Source organism: Parafrankia sp. EAN1pec (assembly GCF_000018005.1).
GTDB classification, from domain to species: Bacteria; Actinomycetota; Actinomycetes; order Frankiales; family Frankiaceae; genus Parafrankia; species Parafrankia soli.
The window spans coordinates 4,842,198-4,862,642 of record NC_009921.1 but is presented as its reverse complement, the minus strand read 5'-3'; the positions used below and the strand labels follow the sequence as shown (position 1 = coordinate 4,862,642).

At 73.1% G+C, this 20,445-nt stretch carries 18 protein-coding genes and 1 pseudogene; 12 read left to right on the top strand and 7 right to left on the bottom strand.

The annotated features are described in order from the left end of the window. From FRANEAN1_RS19795 to FRANEAN1_RS19785, 3 genes are all read left to right on the top strand, one after another. A complete protein-coding gene (locus FRANEAN1_RS19795; RefSeq protein ID WP_041254415.1) occupies window positions 1–1,608 on the top strand; it encodes an MFS transporter in 1,608 nt (535 codons plus the stop codon). A gap of 248 nt (window positions 1,609–1,856) precedes the next feature. Then, window positions 1,857–2,741 (top strand): class II glutamine amidotransferase, encoded by an 885-nt coding sequence (locus FRANEAN1_RS19790; protein WP_020461600.1) that lies wholly within the window; start codon window positions 1,857–1,859, stop codon window positions 2,739–2,741. Window positions 2,742–2,956: 215 nt separating this feature from the next. After that, window positions 2,957–3,382 carry a TIGR03618 family F420-dependent PPOX class oxidoreductase gene (locus tag FRANEAN1_RS19785; RefSeq protein WP_041256187.1) on the top strand — a complete coding sequence of 142 codons (426 nt, stop codon included), beginning with the start codon at window positions 2,957–2,959 and terminating at the stop codon, window positions 3,380–3,382. Between the two features lie 16 nt (window positions 3,383–3,398). Here the strand turns inward: FRANEAN1_RS19785 and FRANEAN1_RS19780 are convergent, their stop codons facing one another. Together FRANEAN1_RS19780 and FRANEAN1_RS19775 are read right to left on the bottom strand one after the other, a co-directional pair. Continuing rightward, window positions 3,399–4,484, bottom strand: coding sequence for a GntG family PLP-dependent aldolase (locus FRANEAN1_RS19780; protein ID WP_020461598.1), 1,086 nt, complete (start codon window positions 4,482–4,484; stop codon window positions 3,399–3,401). A 68-nt stretch (window positions 4,485–4,552) separates the two neighbouring features. Continuing rightward, window positions 4,553–5,038, bottom strand: a complete 486-nt coding sequence (locus FRANEAN1_RS19775) for a hypothetical protein (protein WP_041254413.1) — start codon at window positions 5,036–5,038, stop codon at window positions 4,553–4,555. 200 nt (window positions 5,039–5,238) lie between these two features. Here FRANEAN1_RS19775 and FRANEAN1_RS19770 point away from each other — a divergent pair, with 200 nt between their 5' ends. The 5 genes from FRANEAN1_RS19770 to nifV all read left to right on the top strand — a co-directional run bounded on the left by FRANEAN1_RS19770 (window position 5,239) and on the right by nifV (window position 8,930). Then, window positions 5,239–5,748 (top strand): sigma-70 family RNA polymerase sigma factor, encoded by a 510-nt coding sequence (locus tag FRANEAN1_RS19770; RefSeq protein WP_020461596.1) that lies wholly within the window; start codon window positions 5,239–5,241, stop codon window positions 5,746–5,748. After that, window positions 5,736–6,056 carry a zf-HC2 domain-containing protein gene (locus tag FRANEAN1_RS41300; protein WP_049795705.1) on the top strand — a complete coding sequence of 107 codons (321 nt, stop codon included), beginning with the start codon at window positions 5,736–5,738 and terminating at the stop codon, window positions 6,054–6,056. The genes FRANEAN1_RS19770 and FRANEAN1_RS41300 overlap by 13 nt, the downstream gene beginning before the upstream one ends. Continuing rightward, window positions 6,047–6,382, top strand: a complete 336-nt coding sequence (locus tag FRANEAN1_RS42400; RefSeq protein WP_049795704.1) for a hypothetical protein — start codon at window positions 6,047–6,049, stop codon at window positions 6,380–6,382. Before FRANEAN1_RS41300 ends, FRANEAN1_RS42400 begins: the two co-directional genes overlap by 10 nt. A 138-nt stretch (window positions 6,383–6,520) precedes the next feature. Continuing rightward, window positions 6,521–7,411: a ferritin-like domain-containing protein gene (locus FRANEAN1_RS19760; protein ID WP_020461594.1), complete on the top strand. Its 891-nt coding sequence runs from the start codon at window positions 6,521–6,523 to the stop codon at window positions 7,409–7,411. 268 nt (window positions 7,412–7,679) lie between these two features. Further along, entirely contained in the window at window positions 7,680–8,930 is a 1,251-nt protein-coding gene (gene nifV, locus FRANEAN1_RS19755) for a homocitrate synthase (protein WP_347176679.1), read from the top strand. Between the two features lie 80 nt (window positions 8,931–9,010). Here the strand turns inward: nifV and FRANEAN1_RS19750 are convergent, their stop codons facing one another. Next, window positions 9,011–11,032 carry a protein kinase gene (locus FRANEAN1_RS19750; protein ID WP_020461592.1) on the bottom strand — a complete coding sequence of 674 codons (2,022 nt, stop codon included), beginning with the start codon at window positions 11,030–11,032 and terminating at the stop codon, window positions 9,011–9,013. Window positions 11,033–11,255: 223 nt separating this feature from the next. On the opposite strand from FRANEAN1_RS19750, the gene FRANEAN1_RS19745 reads away from it, so the two are divergent. Together FRANEAN1_RS19745 and FRANEAN1_RS19740 are read left to right on the top strand one after the other, a co-directional pair. Then, on the top strand, window positions 11,256–11,732 hold the full coding sequence (locus FRANEAN1_RS19745; protein WP_020461591.1) for a VOC family protein: 477 nt from the start codon (window positions 11,256–11,258) through the stop codon (window positions 11,730–11,732). Window positions 11,733–11,980: 248 nt separating this feature from the next. Beyond that, entirely contained in the window at window positions 11,981–13,240 is a 1,260-nt protein-coding gene (locus FRANEAN1_RS19740) for an acyl-CoA dehydrogenase family protein (protein ID WP_041254409.1), read from the top strand. Window positions 13,241–13,280: 40 nt separating this feature from the next. Here FRANEAN1_RS19740 and FRANEAN1_RS19735 read toward each other — a convergent pair whose 3' ends face one another. After that, window positions 13,281–15,092: an ABC-F family ATP-binding cassette domain-containing protein gene (locus FRANEAN1_RS19735; RefSeq protein WP_020461589.1), complete on the bottom strand. Its 1,812-nt coding sequence runs from the start codon at window positions 15,090–15,092 to the stop codon at window positions 13,281–13,283. A gap of 123 nt (window positions 15,093–15,215) precedes the next feature. Between FRANEAN1_RS19735 and FRANEAN1_RS42395 the strand changes: the two genes are divergently transcribed. Beyond that, window positions 15,216–16,094, top strand: a complete 879-nt coding sequence (locus FRANEAN1_RS42395) for a nucleoside deaminase (protein ID WP_198145337.1) — start codon at window positions 15,216–15,218, stop codon at window positions 16,092–16,094. Window positions 16,095–16,254: 160 nt separating this feature from the next. Beyond that, window positions 16,255–16,686 (top strand): NUDIX pyrophosphatase, encoded by a 432-nt coding sequence (locus tag FRANEAN1_RS19725; RefSeq protein WP_020461587.1) that lies wholly within the window; start codon window positions 16,255–16,257, stop codon window positions 16,684–16,686. 29 nt (window positions 16,687–16,715) lie between these two features. On the opposite strand, the pseudogene FRANEAN1_RS19720 reads toward FRANEAN1_RS19725, so the two are convergent. From FRANEAN1_RS19720 to FRANEAN1_RS19710, 3 genes and pseudogenes are all read right to left on the bottom strand, one after another. Further along, a pseudogene (locus FRANEAN1_RS19720) lies at window positions 16,716–17,024 on the bottom strand (putative immunity protein); the annotation flags it as partial. A gap of 269 nt (window positions 17,025–17,293) precedes the next feature. After that, complete coding sequence (locus FRANEAN1_RS19715; RefSeq protein WP_020461585.1) at window positions 17,294–19,021, bottom strand: AAA family ATPase; 1,728 nt, start codon at window positions 19,019–19,021, stop codon at window positions 17,294–17,296. A gap of 769 nt (window positions 19,022–19,790) precedes the next feature. Further along, complete coding sequence (locus FRANEAN1_RS19710; protein WP_041256180.1) at window positions 19,791–20,429, bottom strand: response regulator transcription factor; 639 nt, start codon at window positions 20,427–20,429, stop codon at window positions 19,791–19,793. Window positions 20,430–20,445: the final 16 nt, after the last annotated feature.

Genomic DNA, 20,445 nt, shown 5'->3' with positions numbered 1-20,445 from the left:
ATGACAGATTCGATGCCCGCGGCGATCTCGGAGCGGGCCTCCGTCGGCACGCCGGACGCGACCGACCCGGCCGGCGTCGCCGTGCCAGCCCCGAGGCACCCCGCACCGTCCGCCGCGGCCGAGCAGCCAGCCGCTGGGCAGCCCGTTGCCGGGCGGCCCGCCGCTGGGGATCCGCGGCCAGCGGTGCCCGACCGGATGACTCCGCGGCAGCGGCTGGCGCTCGTGCTGCTGCTGGGGACGCAGTTCATGCTCGCGATCGACTTCTCGATCCTCAACGTGGCCCTGCCGTCAATCGGGGCGGGGGTCGGCCTCGGTGAGGGTGACCTGCAGTGGATCGCGACCACGTTCGCGCTGCCCTCCGCCGGGTTCACCCTGCTGTTCGCGCGGGTCGCCGACCTGGCCGGACGGCGCCGGATGTTCCTCACCGGCCTGGTGCTGCTGATCGTGGCGTCCCTGCTCGGCGGGCTCGCCCAGGGGCCGACCGTGCTGCTGCTCGCCCGCGTCGGCCAGGGCCTCGCCGCCGCGATCGCCATCCCGGCCGCGCTGTCCCTGCTGGTCACGACGTTCCCGGAGGGCCCCGTCCGGCAGCGTGCGCTCAGCCTCAACGGTGCGCTGCTGCCCGCCGGCTTCACCGTGGGCGCGCTGGTGGGCGGGCTGCTGACCGGCTATCTCAGCTGGCGCTGGGCCTTCCTCGTCAACGTTCCGGTGGCGCTGGCGATCCTGCTCGCCGCGCCGCGGGTCGTCCCCGGTGGCCGCGCGGACGTCCGCCAGCGGCTCGACGTCCCCGGTGCGCTGACCGTCACCGCCGGGCTGGTCGCCTTCGTCTACGGCATCTCCAGCGGCGGTGAGGACGGATGGGGCCGGCCGTCGGTGTGGATCGCGGTGGCCGCGGGGCTCGTCCTGCTCGGCGCCTTCTGGCGGATAGAGGCGACCAGCCCGCATCCGCTGGCCTCGCTGGAGGTGCTGCGGCTGCGCCACGTCGGATGGGGCAACCTCGGCGGGCTCGTGGTCTTCGCGATGGGCAGCTCGATCGTGTTCCTGATGACGCTGTACCTGCAGCGGGTCCTCGGCTACTCGGCGGTGACGACCGGGCTGATCTTCGGGCTGCCCGGGACGGCCGCGTTCGTGGCCGGACTGGTGGCACCGCGCGTCCTGGCCGTCGTGGAACCACGCCGCACCCTGGTGCTCGGGCTGCTCGTCCAGGGCCTGTCCGCGCTGGCCCTGGCCTTCGTCGGGCTGGACCGCAGCTCGCTGTCGCTCGTGCTGGCGGCGTCCGTCGTCGGATTCTTCGGCCACGCCAGCGGGCTCGTCGCCTACCTGGTGACGGCGACCTCCGGGCTGCCCGACACCCAGCAGGGCCTGGCCACCGGCCTGACGACGATGACCCAGCAGGTGGCACTCACACTGGGCATACCGATCATGAGCGCGGTGGCGACCGCCCGGACGTCCGCGCTCACCGCGGGTGGCGACCACTCGGCGCGGGAGGCGACGCTGGGCGGCATCCAGACCGCGCTGGTCGTGAACGGGCTCGTCACGATCGCCCTGGCCGCACTGATCGCGACCGTCCTGCTCCGCCGCCGCCCGGGCCTCAGGACAGCTGTGGTGTAGCGCGACCACGGGCCCGGGCTCCGGAGTGCCAGCGTGCCGGTGGATCAGCAAGCTTGGGGCGGCCCCGGGACCTTCCGTCAGGCCCGGGGTTCCGCGCTCCGGCGATGAGATTCGTGGTCCGCGGACCCCCTCCCCGGAGACGCCACGGATCCGGGTGCGGCGCCGCGGACAGCGGGAAACACCCCCTGGCAGCAGGCGACGGCCCGCCCCGCGGCCGCAGCCACGACGATCAGGGGGGGTTCGCGGGCGTGTGTCGACTTCTCGGTCTCAGCAGTGCTCCGGAGCGGACTAGGGCCACGTTCTGGCTGCTCGACGCGCCCGACAGCCTGGATGAGCAGAGCCACCGTAATCCCGACGGCGCCGGCCTGGGCGTCTTCGATTCTGACGGGCGTCCCGAGGTCTTCCGGCAGCCGATCGCGGCCTGGGAGGACCGGCAGTTCGCCGCGCAGGCCCGCTGCCGGACGTCCACGACGTTCGTGGCGCATGTCCGCCACGCCTCCACCGGGCGGCTGGCGCCGGAGAACACCCACCCGTTCCACCAGGATGGGCGGATCTTCGCCCACAACGGGGTCATCGAGGGGCTCGACCGGCTGGAGGAGCAGCTCGGCAGCGCCCGTGAGCTCGTCGCCGGCGACACCGACTCCGAGCGGTTCTTCGCCCTGATCACCCGGGAGATCGCGAACGCGGACGGCGACGTCGGGCGCGGCATCGAGGTCGCGGCCCGGTGGGTCGCGGCGAACCTGCCCGTCTACAGCATCAACCTCGTGCTCGCCACGCCGCGGGAGCTGTGGGCCCTGCGCTACCCGGAGACGAACACACTCTTCCTGCTACGCCGGGCCGCCGGCGGCCACCACGGCCGACGTCCGCTGGATCACGTCGATGCCACGGGCACGACCCGGCTGCGCTCGGCCGACCTGGCGGCCGTGCCCTCGGTGGTGGTGGCCAGCGAGCCGATGGACGAGCATCCCGGCTGGCGGGCGCTGCGCTCCGGCGAGCTGGTGCGGGTCGCCCCCGGCCGGGTCACCACGACGCGGATCGTCCTGCCCGACCCGCCGGCCCTTCCGCTCACGCTCGCCGACCTGAAGCCGGACGCGGCCGCCTCGCAGCGTGCCTGTCAGCCATCCGTAGCCTGAGGACGTCCGCCACGTCCCGTGATCGTCGCTTCGCGGCTCCCGCTGGGTAGCCTGGCCGCGGACCATGTGACCGCCCACCACCATGTCCGGTGCCGGTGGGGGCGGACCGACCGCGAAGGCGAGGGACGTCTGTGGCCCCGTTCGACCCCCCGCACAACTCCGCCGCTCCCGACGGGGCCGCCTTTGACAGGGCCGCTTTCGAGGCGGCAGCCGAGCTGGGGCGCGCGGAGAGCGGGCTGGCCGTGATCTCCACCAGCCGCGCCGACGGGAGCATCCAGGCCTCCGTGGTGAACGCCGCCTTCATGCCCCATCCGCTGCCGCCCGATCCGCGGGAGCCCGCGCCGGTCGTGGCCTTCGTGACCTACGGTCGGACGAAGCTGGCCAACCTGCGCCGCCGGCCGCGGGTCAGCGCGACGTTCCGGGCCGGGTGGCGGTGGGCCACCGTGGAGGGCACGGCGGAGATCGTCGGGCCCGACGACCCCCACGACCAGGTCGACGCTGAGCGTCTCCGGCTGCTGCTGCGGGAGATCTTCACCGCCGCCGGTGGCACCCACGACGACTGGGACACCTACGACCGGGTGATGGCCGAACAGCGCCGCGCCGCCGTCCTCATCCACCCGACCAGGGCCTACGGCCCCTGACACCCCGGCGCCGCGGTCAGGAACCGGCTGGTGGCAGGGAGTTCAGCAGCGGGGCGAGGACGTCCCCGGCCCGGCGGATCGCGGTGTCGTCGACGTCGAGGTGGGTGACGATCCGGACCGTCGTCGGACCGGCCAGGCCGACGAGCACACCGCCGTCCGCCGCCTGCGCGCAGAAGGCGGCCGCGTCCGGGACGTCGACGAGCACCATGTTCGTCTCGGTGCGCTCCGGGTGGACCCGCCGCGGTGCCGCGTCGGCGAGGGTCGCGGCCAGCGCGGCGGCGTGGCGGTGGTCGTCGGCGAGGCGGTCGAGGTGGTGCCGCAGCGCGTACAGGCCGGCGGCGGCGAGCACCCCGGCCTGGCGCATCCCACCGCCGAGCCGCTTGCGCCACTCGCGGGCCCGCTCGACGTGCTCGGCGCCGCCGACGACAAGGGAACCGACCGGGGCGCCGAGGCCCTTCGAGAGGCAGACCGACAGCGTCCCGAAGATCTCGCCGAGGCGGCGCGGCGGGACGTCGAGCGCCACCGCCGCGTTCCAGAGGCGGGCGCCGTCGCAGTGCAGGACCACCCCGGCGGCCTCGGTGATCACCCGCAGCCGGTCGAGCCGCTCCAGGGGCCACACCCGGCCACCGGCCCGGGCCCGGGTGTTCTCCACCGCGAGCACGCTCGTCCGGACCATGTTGTAGTTGTGCGCGACCGGGAACGCGCGCAGCTGGGCCGCGATGTCGGCCGGGTCGAGCGTGTCCGCGAGGCCGCTGAGGGTCCGGGTCTGCACGCCGCCGAGGGCGGCGAGCCCGCCGAGCTCGTAGGTGACGATGTGCGCGTCGGTGTCGGCGACGACCTCGGTGCCCACCGGGGCGCCGGCGCGCAGGGCACAGAAGTTGCCCATGGTGCCGCTCGGCACGAACAGCGCGGCCTCGTGCCCGAGCAGCGCGGCGGCATGCTCCTCGAGCTCGCGGACGGTCGGGTCCTCGCGGTAGACGTCGTCGCCGACCTCCGCCTCCGCCATCGCGCGGCGCATGCCGGGCGTGGGCCGGGTGACGGTGTCGCTGCGCAGGTCGACGGGCAGGCCGGCGGGCCGTGTTCGCGGGGGCTGGACGCTCACCCTCCCGACGTTAGCCCGGCGCCGCCCCGGACGCGGACCGCGGCCAGGCAGGGCGGGGCGGGGCGAGGTCAGGTCACGGTGATCTCCGTGGACATGCCCCGCGACTCGTGGTTGCCGACGGGGCAGTACAGCTTGTACGTGCCCGGGCTGAGGGTGACGGTGAGGCCCTCGGACTGGCCCGGCCCGAGGTCCGCTGTCTCCGAGCCGCTCACGCCCGGTCCCTCGATCTCCAGGGCGTGGATCACCTGGCCGTCGTTCGTGGTGACGAACGTGTAGGTGCCCGCGGTGAAGGTGTCCTGGGAGAGCTTGAGCGCGAACTCGGTCGCGGTGACCGTGACGGTCGTGCCGGTCGCCGTCGGCGCCGCCGGGGCGCCTGCTCCCGCGGTCGCGCCCGCGCTCGGCGCACCGGTCCACGGCGCGGTCGTGGCCGCGGCGGGCTGGGAGGCCGCCGGCGCGGCGGCGGTGTCGTCGCCGCCCCCGCAGGCGGCGGTGAGGGCGAGCAGCATGACGCCGGTCGCCAGTGCGGCCGCGGTACGTGTATGCGGACGGTGCATCACATGTTCTCCTGTCTCTCGGAAGGGCCAGCGCCTCGGAAGGGCCGGGAAACCGGTGCGGACGTGGGATGTCACGCGGCACGGGCTGTCCCGGTTCACCGTGACCGCTGTCACCCGTCCGACAGCGCGGCCGCTGAACCGAACGGCCGTTCGGCCCGTGAAGGGGGGATGTGGGACTGCGCCGCGGCGGCCGGCCCGGGGTGGACGACCCCGGGGCCGTGTTCGTGCGTGCCGTGCACGCCGAGCACGGGGCGGCACTGCTCGCCTTCACCACCCGGCTGACCGGTGACCGCGGCCGGGCCGAGGACGTCGTGCAGGAGACGATGCTGCGGGCCTGGCGGCAGGCGCCGAAGCTCGGCGCGGACGACCGGCCGCTGCGCCCGTGGCTGTTCACCGTCGCGGCCCGGATCGTCGTGGACGAGCAGCGCGCCCGCCGGGCCCGCCCGGCCGAACTGCCCGGCGACGTCCTGGCGTCGCTGCCCGCCGGCGACGACCTGGAACGGGCGATGGAAAGCTGGCAGGTCGCGGAGGCGTTCCGCACACTCAGCCTGGAACACCGCGCCGCGCTGGTCGAGACGTACTTCCTCGGCCGCTCGGTGGCCGAGGCGGCGGCGGCGCTGGATATTCCGGAGGGCACGGTGAAGTCCCGGGTCTACTACGGCCTGCGCGCGCTGCGGCTGGCGCTGGAGGAGCAGGGGTGGGCGCCGTGACCGACACCTGCTCGGCGCTGCGCGTCGCGCTCGGCTGCTACGTGCTCGGCGCGCTCGCCCCCGGAGAACGCGCCGCAGTGGAGACTCATCTGGACGGATGTCCCGACTGCCGCGCCGAGCTGACCCGGCTGGCCGGGCTGCCGGGCCTGCTCTCCCGCCTGCGCCTCGCCGACGTCACCGATCCCCCGCCCGCCGCCACGGCGGGCGAGCCCGGTCCCGGCGCACGGCACGCCGGCGGCACGCGCTGGCCGCCGCGGCGCTGGCCGCCGTCGTCGCCGGCGGGTCGATCACGGGCACCGTGGCGCTGACATCCTCGTCGGACGGGCCGGCGGGCCGGCTGGTGTCGGCGGCGGACGCGACCACCCGCGTGTGGGCGGAGGTCTGGGTGGCCGACGTCCCCTCCGGCGCGGGCTTCACCATCCGGCTGTGGGGCGTACGGCCGGGAACGACCTGCGCCCTGGTCGCCGTGTCCGAGGACGGCAGCAGCGACACCGCGGCGACCTGGACCGCCGACTACCGCGGCGCGGTCGACGTACGCGGGACGTCCGCCATCCCGGCAGGACGGCTCGTACGTGTCGTGGTGGTCAGCGGCACCGGCGAGGACCTGCTCACCGTCCCGGTCCGCACCACCTGAACCACCGCGAAGGGCCTCGAGGGCACGATTAGCGCGCGGAATTGCGCGATTGCCGTCCGGAGCCGTGGCTGAGAATTCCCGGAAACAGACCGACAATGGATGCGAGATACTCCGGGAGATCTCCGAAGGAGTCCACCCATGGCCGTCACCACGGCACCGACCGACATCCACACCGGCAATACCCCGAGCAGCGATTCCCGAACCGGCGGATCCGGAGCCGGCGACGCCCTCGCCGGCGAGTCCCACAGCTTCGACGCCTTCCTGCACTACGAGCGCCTCCAGTGGAAGGTCTCCGACGTCGGCCTGGAGAACATCCGGCACGACCTCCTCCGGCCCGAGGACATCGCCACCGCCAAGGGCGTCGTGCTCGGCGAGGCGACGTCCCTGCCCGGCCTGCACGGCTTTCTCAGCGAGTTCGCGGACGACTACGACTGCTCGGCCTTCGTGGCCATCTGGGCCTACCAGGAGCTGCAGCACCACTTCGGTTTCCGGGCGTGGCTGCGCGCCGTCGGCGTGCACATCGAGCAGGCCAAGGTCGAGGCGCTGCGGGAGCCCTACGAGCCGGGGGTCACGCCGAGCGCCACGCTGGCCACGAACGTGATCAGCGAGATCACCGTCAACACGGTCTACCGGGCGATGGCGGCCTGGGTGCAGGAACCCGTCCTGGCCGACCTGTACCTGCGTGCCAGCCGGGACGAGGCCGGGCACGCCCGCGAGTTCCTCTACTACCTGAAGCGGCGGCTGGCGACGCATCCCGAGGAGCTGCCGTCCGTCCTGGAACGCATCCACTTCTATGTGACGTCGTCGCGGCTGAGCCACCCGGTCGGCGTCTACAAGCACCAGCGCGTCGAGGAGCTGCGCGGCCACGAGACGGTCGACGACGTGATCGACGTCTACCTGCGGATCTCGCCGCCGGACGCCCAGGAGAAGCTGCTGGCGAAGCTGCGCCGGGCGATCGGCTCGGCGGTCGGCGTGCCGCTGCACAGCACCGGCGACATCCGCCGGGCGCTCGCCGCGTCGCTGGGCTGAGCCCGCCCGGCGGCAGGGCGGATTTCCCGGCGCGGGGGATTATCCTTCGACCTCCGCAGGATTTCCCTTCCCCGAAAAGGTACCACCCTCGCCGCGGACTATCCTGTTAACCTCGCCGCTACCGCACGACCCGCGCACGAAATCGACGGAACATAGGGTCCTAAGCGATTCCGGTCGCCTGGAACCGTGCGTCTGCCTGTATGAGCCGGCCCGCGAGACCGGGAACACACAGCCAGCGCCGGATTCTCCTCAGCCGTCGAAAGTGCCGGTGACCATCATGAAGAGCGGCACGTCGTCCTGCCCGCCCGCGCCGCGCCCCGTCCCGCCGGATCACGCGCGGGAGAACGGGTCCGGGCCGGAACCCGGGCCTGGCCCCGGTCCGGTCCGGTTCTGCGACACCACCCTGCGTGACGGCGAGCAGACCCCGGGGGTCGCCTTCACCGCCAAGGAGAAGATCGCCATCGCGGTCGCGCTCGACGCCGCCGGCGTGCACCAGATCGAGGCCGGGGTGCCGGCGATGGGGCCGGTCGAGGTGGATGTCCTGCGCCGCGTCGTCGCGGCGGTCGAGCGGGCCGGCGTGGTCGCCTGGTGCCGCGCGGACCGCCGCGACGTCGACGCCGCCGTCGCCAGCGGGGTCGACGCCGCGCACCTGACCATCCCCGCCTCCGACCTTCACCTGCGCACCAAGCTCGGCAAGGACCGGGCCTGGGCGCGGGCCCGCATCCGCGACTGCGTCCTCGACGCCACCGACCGCGGCCTGCGGGTGAGCGTCGGCTTCGAGGACGCCTCCCGCGCGGACGACGGCTTCGTCATCGACCTGGCCGGGGAGCTACGGCGCCTCGGCGTCACCCGGTTCCGCTGGGCGGACACGGTCGGGGTGGCCAATCCGATCACCCTGCACACGCGGCTGCGAGCGCTGCTCGACGCCGTCCCCGGGCCGTGGGAGATCCACGCCCACGACGACTTCGGGCTGGCGACCGCCAACACGATCGCCGCGGTGCAGGCCGGGTTCACCTGGGTGAGCACCACGGTGGCCGGCCTGGGCGAGCGTGCCGGCAACGCGCCGACCGAGGAGGTCGCGATGGCGCTGCGGCACCTGCTCGGCCTGCCCGTCGACCTGGACACCGCCGCGTTCCGCCCGCTGGCGCGGCTGGTCGCCGGCGCGTCGCGCCGGCCGGTTCCCGCCGGCAAGGCCGTGGTCGGCGACGCCGTGTTCGACCACGAGTCCGGCATCCACGTGCACGGCGTGCTGCGCGCCCCGGCGACCTACGAGCCGTTCGACCCGGCGGAGGTCGGCGCGCGCCGGCGGCTGGTGCTGGGCAAGCACAGCGGCCGCGCCGCCGTGCGGCACGCGATGGACCGGCACGGCATCGACGCGCCCGACGAGGACCTGGAACCGATCGTCGGCCTGGTCCGCGCGCACGCCACCGTGTACAAGCAGCCGCTGAGTTCCGACCAGCTGCGGGCGATGGCCCGGCGGGTCGCCACCCGCCGCGGCGCACGGCCCCGCCGCGGCTGACCCGCCGCCGCTGGTGGCGCCACCGGCGGCGGCCCGCGCCGCCGGTCGCGCCTCGGCGGTCGGCCGCGGCGCGGTGGCGGTCAGGGCCCGGGGCGGAAGGTCGCGGTGATGGTGCGGATCAGCTCGAGCTGGTCCTGCCACTGGGCCTCGGGCACCCGCCAGCGCAGCGCGTAGCCATGCCCGTTGCGGACCACACCGAAGTCCAGGACGTGCACCGTCTGCCCGCCCGCGGTGAAGGTGAACTCCCACACCGCGGACGTCGTGCCGTCCGCCCCGTCGGACGGGCGGATCGAGACCCGCTGGTAGCCGGCCGTCTTTGACCGGACACCGGGCTCCAGTTCCTCCCACGCCCGGATCGACGACGGGCCGGCGACATCCTGCGTCTCGACGAGCAGGTCCGGGTAGCCTCCGGGCGCCGTGAAGGTCTCGTGCTGCCGGTCACGGCTCGCGTCGGCCCACTGCGGCGGGACGGCGAGCGACCACCCGGCCGCGCCGCGGCGCGTCTCGAGGCCGGCCGGCGCCGCCGCGGGCGCGGTGTCGTTCGGGATCGCGGTGCCGAGCCTGTCCAGCGACGGCACGCCCACCGACCCGCCCTGACCAGGCGTCGCCGACGCCGTGCCGGTGCCGCTCGGAGTGGCGGATGCCCCCGGTGCCACGGCCTGCCCGCCGGCGGGGCTGGTCGACGCGCCCCGGGACGGCCCACCGGTACCCGCGGGCGTAGCGGGGGCGCCGGTGCCCGACGCCGGGCCGGCGGACGGGGTACCCGAACCGCTGGTCAGGGCCAGCCCGAGCCCGACCCCACCCGCGGCGAGCAGCAGTGCGACAACCATCGCCAGCAGCACCACCCGCCGGCGCCGTTCCGGTGCGCCCCCGGCCCCGCCGGCGCGCGCACCCGCAGCTGAATCCGGCCCTGGCCCCGGACCTGCACCTGGGCTTGGCCCCGGTCCTGGGCCTGTCTCTGAGGATCCGGTCCGGGCGGCGGGGCCGGTACCGGAGCCGAAACCGAAGCCGGCGCGAGGGCCCGTCCGCGGCCCGGTGCCGACCGGCGGACCCGGGCCGGCACCGCGGCCAGCGCCGCTGCCGGCACTGCCGCCGGTGCCGGATCCGAGGTCGTCACCGGGCCCGAGATCGGCATGCTCCTCGGCTCCCGCCGGCCCGGACGGGGGCGCGTCCGGGTGGTCGCCGACGTCGGCGTCGAGCAGCGCGTCGGCCTCCGCGTCGAACACGGCGGTCGGATGCGGCTCGGCGGTGGCCGCGATCCGCCGCAGCTGCGCCCGGGCCTGCGCCAACGACGGGCGCCGCACCGGATCGGGATCGAGCAGCTGGTCGATCACATCCTGCAACGGGCCCGCGTACCGGTAAGGACGGCGCCGATCCTGGATGATGGCCGCCAGCGTCGCCAGGGCGCCCTCACCCGCGTACGGCGCCTCGCCCTCTACCGCGGTGAACAGCGTGGCACCCAGGCCCCACACGTCACCGGGCACGCCCACCCGCGCGCCGCGGGCCCGCTCGGGCGGAATGTAGGCCGGCGAGCCGACCACCATCCCCGTGCTGGTCAGGGTCGCGTCGCCCTCGCTGACGGCGATGCCGAAGTCGGTGAGCCGGGCCTGCCCGTCCGCGGTCAGCAGCACGTTGCCCGGCTTGACGTCCCGGTGCACGACCCCGGCGCGGTGCGCCGCCTCCAGCGCGTAGGCCAGGCTCACCCCGATGCGCGCCACCCACGCCGGCGCGAGCCGGCCCGACGCACGGATCTCCTCGGCCAGCGACCGGCCGTCGACCAGCTCCATGACGATCCACGGCGAATCCTCGGCGTCGATGACGTCGTAGACGGCCACCAGACCGGGATGGCGCAGCCGCGCCGCCGCGCGCGCCTCGCGCAGCACCCGCTCGCCGATGACCTCCCGCTCGGTCTCGGAGGCGAGCGGCGGCAGGCGCACCTGCTTGATGGCGACCGGCCGGCGCAGGAGCATGTCCTCGCCCTCGCGGACGATTCCCGCCCCGCCGCTGCCGAGCACGCGGCCCAGCCGGTACCGGCCGGCCAGTCGGCGCTCCCGGCCCGCGGCCCGGTCGCTCTGCATTGGTTGCTCCGCCTTCTCCGGCACGACCGAATTCTCCCCGTACTACCCGCCACACGAGCCCGAAACCGCCGCAACGGACACGCGACAGCCAAGCCCGCCACAAAAACCCCTGCCAGGCCCGTAGGGAGAACGTCCCGCCGCGCCGATGAGTTCACGCACGCCCGCCGGTCCTACCACCGGCAGGCCAGACTGCCGGACCCGGGCGTCCACGACCAGTAGGCGTCCACGACCAGCGGAGGAAACAGCGATGCCGAAGACCATTCCCTGCCTGTGGTTCGACACCGACGCCGAGGAGGCCGCCGCGCTCTACGTCTCCGTCTTCCCGAACTCGGCCATCACCGGCGTCACCCGTTACGGGCCGGGCATGCACCGACCCGAGGGCCTGGCCCTGACCGTCTCCTTCACCCTCGACGGGCAGGAATACGTCGCGCTCAACGGCGGACCGGAGTTCACCTTCTCCGAGGCGATCTCGTTCCAGATCCCCTGCGCCGACCAGGCCGAGGTGGATCACTACTGGAGCGCCCTCACCGACGGCGGCGGCAAGGAGAGCCAGTGCGGCTGGCTCACCGACCGTTTCGGCCTGTCCTGGCAGGTCGTCCCGACCCGGCTGACCGAGCTGGTCAGTGACCCCGACCCGGAGCGCGCCCAGCGCGCCACCCAGGCGATGCTCACCATGGGGAAGATCGACATCGCCGCGATCGAGCGCGCCGCCGACGGCCGGTAGCCGGGCGGCCACGTCGCGGAGCACGCCGGCCGGGTCCCCACAAGGGGACCAAGGTCGGCGGGCCCGGCCACCTTCACCCCCGCGAACAGGCCAGAGGAGAGCCGCACACACGGCACTATTTCCTTTCAGCCGTCGATCCTGCGGGAGATTCCCTACCATCAGATCGTGGATGCGGATCTTCCCCAGCGCGCGGCCCCGGCCAGATGTCCACGCCAGCGACGAGCGCGACACGAAGGCGGCCGGTAACGATGACCCCCCTCCCCCAGGCCCACGCCGAGGAGACCGAGCAGTGGCTGACCCGGGTCGAGAAGGTCACCGGCCTGCTCGCCGAGCACCGGTCCCGGGCCGAGGAGGACCGCGCCACATCCCCGGAGGTCATCGACGCGTTGCGGGAGCAGGGCTTCCACCGGATGTGGGTGTCCCGCGCGTTCGGTGGCGCGGGGGTGAGCCTGCGCACCGGATCGGCGGTGCTGCAGGCGATCGCGCGCACCGACCCGTCCGCCGCCTGGCAGATGGGCGTGCAGGGCGCGATCGGGCGCATCTCCGACTACCTGTCCGACCAGGCCGCCTGCCGCCTGTTCTGCAGCAGCCACGGGCTCGTCGTCGGCGGCATCAACCCGACCGGCCAGGCCGTGCCGGTACCCGGCGGGTACCGGCTCCGGGGCCGCTGGTCGTTCGCCAGCGGTGCCACCCACGCCGACTGGCTCGTCGCCAGCGCGGTCGTCACCGGCGGCTGCGCCCAGACGTCCACGAACACCCCGGCGCGCAGGTCGACACCCGCGCACGCCCCGACCCAGGTTCCGGCCCAGGCCCAGGTTCCGGGCAGTGCGCCGACGGGGAGCGCGCCGATCCGGATGCTGTGCGTCCCGCGCGGCGCCGCCACCTTCACCGACGACTGGCACGCGCTGGGCCTGCGCGGCACCGGCAGCGGGACCTTCACCGTGGACAACATCGTCGTCCCCGAAAGCCAGACCGTCGACGGCTCGCTGCTGCGGCGGCCACCCACCGCACGAAAGTCCCGGGGTTACGCCATCGCCTACTACGACTTCGCACCGTTCACCACCGCCTCCACCGCGCTCGGCATAGCCCAGGACGCACTGCGCGCCTTCCGCCAGCTCGCCCTCCAGACCGTTCCCGCCCGCGCGACCGAGACCCTCGCCGGCGGCCACACCGTGCAGGCCACGTTCGCCCGCGCCACCGCGCTCGTCCGCGCCAGCCGGCTGATGCTCGAGGACGCCGCCGACCAGGCGACGGAGCGCGGCGAGAACGGCGGCGACGAGCTGAGCGGGGTGATCCGGCTCGCCGCGGCCGCCGTCGGGGAGAACTGCGTCCAGGCCGTCACCATGCTGCACACCGCGGCCGGCGCGAGCGCGCTGCGCTCCGGCGGGGACCTCGACCGCTGCTTCCGCGACGTCCACACCGCGGCCCGCCACATCACCCTCGCCGCGACGAACTTCGAGATGGTCGGCGCGCATCTGTTCGGCGGCACACTGCTCATGCGCCGCTGACGTCCCCATCCGCCGCTGGCGCCGCTGCCTGCCGCCACCGTCACCCGGCCGGGGTCAGCCTCAGCTCGCGGCCGGGCCACCGGGAGCGCAGCCAGCGGTCGTGACTGGCGACCACGATGGCGCCCGGGCCGCCGCCCAGCGCCTCCTCCAGCTCGTCGGCGAGCGCCGGCGAGAGATGGTTGGTGGGCTCGTCGAGCAGCAGCAGCTCGGGTGGCTCCGCCACCAGCAGCGCCAGCGCGAGCCTGCGCCGCTGCCCGACCGACAGCTCCCCCACCCGCGTACCGAGGTCGCGTGGGGCCAGCAGGCCGAGCGAGGCCAGCGGCACCGCCGCGGCCCGCTCGGGTCCCAGCGCGAGCGTGTAGACGTCCCGCGCGGTGCGGTCCGGCCGGGCGAAGACCGTGTCCTGCGCCAGCAGGCCGACCCGCAGCCCACGCCGCCGCAGCACCTCCCCCGTCACGCCGGGAACGCCGGGAACGCCGGGAACGCCGGGAACGCCGGGAACGCCGGGAACGCCATCGAGTGTCGGCTCGGACGGAGTGAGCGCGGGGCCGGCCTGCTCGAGGCGGCCTGCCAGGACCGCCAGCAGCGTCGACTTGCCCGCGCCGTTGGGACCGGTGAGCAGCAGGCGGTCCGTCACCGTCACGTCGAGACGGTCGAGGACGAGGCGGCCGGGAACACGCACCCCCCGCAACGAGACGATGGTCCCCTGCCCCGGACCCGCCTGGGCCGGGACGCCCGCCGACGACAGGGCAGCGGACGGAGAGGCGGACGGCTCGGCGACGAGCGCGCCGACCCGGAACCGCAGCGGCCGCGGTGGCCGCCGGACCTGCTCCCGCTCCAGGTCACCGAGCCGGCGGGCGGCGTTGCGCACGCGCCGCGACACCTGGTCCTGCACCCGGCCGGCGGTGCGGCCGTAGTTCATCTTCTCGTTGTCGCGACGCGGGCGGTTGTGCGCGACCTGGCGGGCCGTCACCGCGACCGCGTGCCGCAGCGCCGCCAGCTCCTCCTGCTCCTCGGCGAACCGGCGCTCCCAGCGTTCCCGCTCCAGGCGCCGCGCCTGCTGGTACTCGGTGTAGGCACCCCCGTAGCGGGTCGGGCCGCCCAGCGCGGGATCGAGATCGATCAGGTCGGTGCACACCGCGTCCAGGAAAGTCCGGTCATGGCTCGCCGCGATCACGACTCCGGGCAGAGCCCGCAGCTGCTCCTCCAGGAACACCGCAGCGTCATCGTCAAGATGGTTTGTGGGCTCGTCCAGCAGCACCGCGGCGGGGCGGCGAACCAGCAGCGCACCGAGCGCGAGCCGGCCGCGCTGCCCGCCCGAGAGCGAGCCGAGCGCGCGGTCGGCCGGAACCCGTGCGAGACCGAGGCCGGCAAGGACCATCTCGGCATGCCGGTCCGCATCCCAGGCCGCATGCTCCTCGACCCGTTCGAGACACGCGGAGTACGCGGCGAGCAGGTCGGCCTGGGCCGTGCCGCTGTCGGTCGACTCGCCGTCGGCCGGGCCACCAGGGGCGGAGTCGCCGGCGGCGAGCGCGCTGGTCAGCCGGTCGAGCTCGGCGAGATCCGCGCGGGCTTCGCGCAGGGCGTCGTCGAGCACGTGACGGATGGTCGCGGCGGGGTCGAAGGGCATCTCCTGGTGGAGGAACCCCAGCTCCGCGGGCCGGACGACGGAGCCGCCGTCCGGCTCGTCCATCCCGGCCAACAGGCGCAGCAGCGTGGACTTGCCGGCGCCGTTCTCCCCGATCAGTCCGATCCGCTGACCGGGAACGGCCGTGAGGGAGACGCCGTCGAGAACCCTGCGCCCACCGAGCACGCGGACAAGGTCATGGGCGGACAGAGCTGTTGCGGGCATGGACACCACCAGAGCGGCTGGTTTCCTCCGCCCGCCGGGCAGTGCCTCAGATGCAGTGCCTCAGATGCAGGGGCATCGGATGCAGGGGGCCTCAGGCGCGGGCGCGGATGGTGTCAGTGCCTCATGACGCAACAACCGTACCCCACGCCGACCGGCCCGCCCAGACGTTTTGTGGCGGCTCCGTGCTTCCTCGATGTCACCGCTTCTCAAGATCAAGAATGCCAGGCCGAGCCGTCAACACCGTTGACTATCTTGATTCAAGACGACGCCGGTAGGGTCGTGCGTCGGGCCGGCCGCCTGACCGAGTACCCCGCGAGCGTCGAGCATCTGGCATCACCATCAACGATTCTCCCCGAGGAGGCCATGACAGTGGAACCACGCCGGTACAAAGATCCACACGAAGCCTGGGCGGCCCTCGATACACCCTGGCACAAAGCACTGGAGATGGCATGGGAGTCGTATCTCGCCGGTGGGGTCGGAGTCGGCGCGATACTGACCGACAGCGGGGGGCGCATCATCGGCTACGGCCGAAACCAACGCTTCGCCTCCGCATCTCCTCGCCTGCTTGCCCACGCAGAGATGGAGGCCCTTGCCGCGCTCCCCCCGGGTAAGGATCGTGCACACGACGCTGTTCTCTACACGACGTTGCACCCATGCCCGATGTGTCTCGGCGCTGTGGTGGTGGCGCGCATAGGCCAGGTCCGCTTCGGAGCCTTTGATCCGACCTGGCTCGGCATTGAGCACCTGCCGGATCTCAACGAGGAGGTCCGCCGTCGCTGGCCGGCGGTCATCGGCCCTCTTGCCGGCCCGCTGGGCGAGTGGGCCGCGGTCCTCCCCGCCCTGAACACGAACGGGTCTCTCCTCCGGGCGATGGAAACGGTCGCGCCACAACGCGCACACCGTGCTCGGGTCATCGCAGATCGCCTCGAAGCCGACCGACCTGATACGACCAGCCAGGCGCTTGAGCAGGTCTGGGATCTTCTGATCAACTACAACCAGTAGATAGATCATCGGTCGTAGGCGGGGCTTCCGCTGTACTCGAGTACAGTCGGCCGACTTTACTCTCGGAACCCCGAGCTCAGGGGTGGCCCGGAACAGGACCCCGGCCGGCGCATCGGAGTGTCAGTGTGGCACAAGCCCCACGTTGTAAAAGCATCGCTCCGTGGCGATCAGATACAGCATCGAGTGTTGGATCACTGGCCCGGACGGTGACGTTCTCCTCCTACAGGTACCTGCCCAGCCAGGCAAGCACGAGGCGTTCTGGCAGCCGATCACCGGCGGCATCGAAGCCGGGGAGACCCCCCTGCAAGCCGCTCTCCGAGAGATCCGCGAAGAAACCGGTCTAGACCTCGACGAGACCCGCCTCACCGAGATCGCCACGGGCATCACGGTCGCCATCACCCCGACGCTGACCATCGACAAGACCCTCTACGCCGCATCGACACCATCCACCGCAGTGACCATCAGTCCGGACGAGCACCAGGACCACCAGTGGCTACCCGCCACCAAGGTCCCCGAGGCCCTGTACTGGGACAGCAACCGCGACGCCTGGAAGCTCATCAGCCAGCACCACCGCGGCAGTGGGCACGCCTAACGCCACGCGCACCCGAGGCGCCGTAACGGTCAACCAAAGGCGAACACCGACCAGCAGATCTCGTTGCGCAACCGCTGATCGTCCAGCACCAGTTCGCGAATCGCGTCCGGGAGCTGTTCGCGCTGCCGACGGCACTCGAGCCGTCCGGCGCTCTCGGTCTCGCCTGTGGGGGCCGCCGCACGCGCGGCCTTGATTGCGTAGGCCGCAGCACCAAGCTCGTGTGCGGCGACATGTGCCACCACCCCAGCCTGGCCGGCAGCGAATGCTGCGTGGCGAGCTGCTCCGCTCAACACTCTGGCCGCAGCCATGGCATGGCCGCCCGCCGAGCGGGAGAGGAGGGGGAGCCTCGGGCGGACGCGGGGAGCTGTACGCGCGGCGCCACTGATCGCCTCCGCCGGACGGAGGAGATCAGCTCAGGCAGGGGTCCGTGAAGATCGAATTCGGGTCAGGTGCCGCCAAAACCCTCCCGACCCGAATTCGATCATGCGAGTGAAGGGTATACGCAGGTCACACATAGCGGGCCAGAAGGGCTTGACTATGGACCCACTCACCCGCCACACAGCACCTCGCCCGGCCGAGAGGGGGCTGGTGAGGCGGATGGGGTGGGCTAGTTGATCAGAAGGTACGCGGCGGTGACTGCGTGTTCGGCTGGGGCGGAGGTGTCGATGTCGCGTGCGTCGGGCCACGGATCGGTGCGGGTGGCCACGTCCAGGTAGATCCACTCGTTGGGAGTCAGGGCGTTGACCAGGTCGGCGCGGTGCCCGGTGGTGGCACCATCCGCGACGGCGCCGATCGGAAGGGCACCGATCGGAACGACGCCCGCCGGAGCGGAACGGGTCGCGGTCGAGTGGTCCGGACCGGACCGGTCCGTGGTGGAGCCGAGTGCGATGGGGACGGTCGCGCGGTCGGCTATGCGGGCGACCGCGACCCGGGGCGGGACCACGCACCGCAGCTGCATCAGGTCGGCGTCGCACTCCGCCGCCAGCTCGGCGGCCCGTGCGCGCATCCGCCTCGAGGACCAGGAGGCATCGATCACGACGCTCCTCCCTCTTTCGAGCGCGTGGCGGGCCCGCGTGAGCACCTCCACGTAGCTGTGCTCGGTCGCGTCCGCGCCGTAGCACCCCGCCGCGGGCTCCGTCCCGGCCGAATCGGAGGCGGAAGTGGAGGCGGACTCGGGGGCGGTCGCGCCCGCTCCGACGGGCTCGCCGCGGACGGCGGCCGAGCTCAGCAGCACCCAGTCATCCTCGCCGGAGACGAGATGGCTGGCCAGTGTCGACTTACCGGTGCCGGGCAGGCCGCCGACCAGGATGAGCCGGGGACGGCCGCGCCGTAGGTGGCGTAGCGCGAGGTCGGTGAGCCGGCGGGCTTCGTCGGCGGCGGCCGGGTCACCCTGGTGGTCGCGGACGCAGGCGGTCTTGGCGCGGACGACCGCCCGGTAGGCGATGTAGAGGTCCTCCAGCGACGTTGGATGGGTCTCGCCCGAGAACTCACGGTAGGCGTCGAGGAACGTCCGGGCCGCGGTGGCGTTGCCGAGCCGTTCGAGGTCCATCGCGAGGGAGGCTGCGTCGCCGAGGACGTCACCGGCCCGCAGCGCGGGGTCGACGTTGACGCAGTTGAGGACCCGCGGGCCGTCGTTCAGGCAGTAGATGTCGTCGGCGAGCAGGTCGCCGTGGCCGTCGCGGATCCGGCCGGCGGCCTGGCGCTCCGCGAGTAGTGGGCCCCGGCCGGTCAGGTAGCGCAGCGCGAGCCGGCCGATCTCGTCGACGGTGGCGGCGTCGAGGATCCGGCCGCGGAACGGCGCGAGGCCGTCCATCGCCTCCAGCCAGAGTGCCTCCAACGCGCACAGACCACCGGTGCGGGTGATCTCGGGCGTGGTCTCGCACCCTTCGTGGAACGCCGCGATCCGCTGGGCGAGCTCACGCAGCTCGCCGGAGACGTCGGCTGTCATCAGCGCGGAGAGCCGGCGGTCGGCCGGCAGCCGTCGCATGACGACCATGTGGTCGCGCAGTGCCCCGGTCTCGTCCCGGATGTCGGCCACGCCGAGGTACACGTCCGGGGCGAGGCGCCGGTTGAGCCGTACCTCGTCCTCGCAGGCGATCAGCCGGGCCCGGCGGGAGCGGTAGTCCACGAAACCGTGGTTGACCGCCCGGCGCAGCTTGTACGCGCGGTCCTCGGTGAGAAAGACCACGGCGGTGGGAGTCTGCACGGTCTCGCGGCTGTCGAGACGGATTTCCCGGGCCGCCTGCTCCCGGACGGGCGCAGGGCCCGGGATTTCCGACGGCGCGGGGCGGACCTCGGTGTCCTGCCCTGGAAAGGCGTCCTTCTGCACGAACATCTACGTCTCCAGACCGTGTTCTGGACGATTCCTGTTCGGTTTCACCCGCCGCCGCGCGACCGAATCGACGGCACCGCTGATCGACGCCGCGGATCAAGCCGATGATCGAGGATCGTGGACGACGGATCGCCATCCGCGGGGCGCCCCACGCACAGAGCCCGGCCACACCATTGAACGGAAAGCCGGGCAGTGAACGAAGGAAGAGACCGCGGCGGAGAATCACCCGGAATTCAATCCGGGCGAATAAAATGGCGCGACCGGGCCACACAGCGGTGTTCAAACACCGGCCGATCCGGCTCCGGTTCAGCGGCCCGCGGAAATCCGCGGGCCGCGATCCCACCGCCTCGACCTACGAGCCGAAGAGCTCGCACGCCGGCGCTGTCGGGGAAAGGCCGGGGGACCGGCGGGCCGTACGATGCCGGTGTCGATCGACGAGTCCAGACATGGAGATCATCCTCCTTGGTCCGTTTCCCTGTTCCCGTTACGATCCTCCATTCGTCCCGCGCCGTCAGCTGACTTCAGGGTCCCGTTCTCACCCGACCTGCTGCCCTGTTCTCAGGGGCCGTTCGGATCGGTCCAGCGCGCTCCGGGCCGTCCGGGCCGGGGGGTGGACCTACCGGTGGTATCGCCGTCCATGCAGGTCCGAGGCTTCGAACCGGGGTGCGCACCGGGCCGGGGCGGACCTGCCGACCGGCACCGGCGGACGATCGCCCGCGCGGCAACCAGGCAGCCGAGGAACGCGCAGACGGCGACGTACTCCCACAGTCGCCTACTCCCCACTCTGCTTCATCAGGTAGACGGCGGCCTGCGTACGGCTCGCCAGGCCGAGCTTCTCCAGAATGCTCGACACGTAGTTCTTCACCGTCTTCTCCGACAGGCCCAGCCGCGTGCCGATCTGCCGGTTCGTCAACCCGTCCGCGATCAGCTGCAGGATCTCGCGCTCCCGCTGGTTCAGCGTCGCCATCGCCGGGTCCTCGCTCGGCCCGTCCCGCAGCCGCTCCAGCACCCGCCGCGTCACCGACGGCGCCAGCAGCGACTGCCCCGACGCCACCGTCCGGATCGCCCCCACCAGGTCGTTGCCCCGGATCTCCTTCAGCACGTACCCCGCCGCACCCGCCATGATCGCCGAGAACAGCGCCTCGTCGTCGTCATAGGAGGTCAGAATCAGGCACGCCACATCCGGCAACGCCGACCGCACCTCCCGGCACACGTCGATGCCACTGCCATCAGGCAGCCGCCCGTCCAGCACCGCCACATGCGGATGCAACGCGGGAATCCGCCGCAACGCCTCCGCGGCCAGCCCGGCCTCTCCGACGACCTCGATATCGTCATGCCGGGCGAGCGTCTGACGCAGACCATTACGCACGATCTCGTGGTCATCGAGAACGAACACCCGGATCTTCTCCATGGCAGCGACCATACGG

Coding starts and splice junctions, on each gene's coding strand:
- FRANEAN1_RS19795 (WP_041254415.1), top strand. CDS start 1: ATGACAGATTCGATGCCCGCGGCGATCTCGGAGCGGGCCTCCGTCGGC.
- FRANEAN1_RS19775 (WP_041254413.1), bottom strand. CDS start 5,038: ATGCACCGTCCGCATACACGTACCGCGGCCGCACTGGCGACCGGCGTC.
- FRANEAN1_RS19760 (WP_020461594.1), top strand. CDS start 6,521: ATGGCCGTCACCACGGCACCGACCGACATCCACACCGGCAATACCCCG.
- FRANEAN1_RS19745 (WP_020461591.1), top strand. CDS start 11,256: ATGCCGAAGACCATTCCCTGCCTGTGGTTCGACACCGACGCCGAGGAG.
- FRANEAN1_RS19740 (WP_041254409.1), top strand. CDS start 11,981: ATGACCCCCCTCCCCCAGGCCCACGCCGAGGAGACCGAGCAGTGGCTG.
- FRANEAN1_RS19735 (WP_020461589.1), bottom strand. CDS start 15,092: ATGCCCGCAACAGCTCTGTCCGCCCATGACCTTGTCCGCGTGCTCGGT.
- FRANEAN1_RS42395 (WP_198145337.1), top strand. CDS start 15,216: ATGACGCAACAACCGTACCCCACGCCGACCGGCCCGCCCAGACGTTTT.
- FRANEAN1_RS19715 (WP_020461585.1), bottom strand. CDS start 19,021: ATGTTCGTGCAGAAGGACGCCTTTCCAGGGCAGGACACCGAGGTCCGC.
- FRANEAN1_RS19710 (WP_041256180.1), bottom strand. CDS start 20,429: ATGGAGAAGATCCGGGTGTTCGTTCTCGATGACCACGAGATCGTGCGT.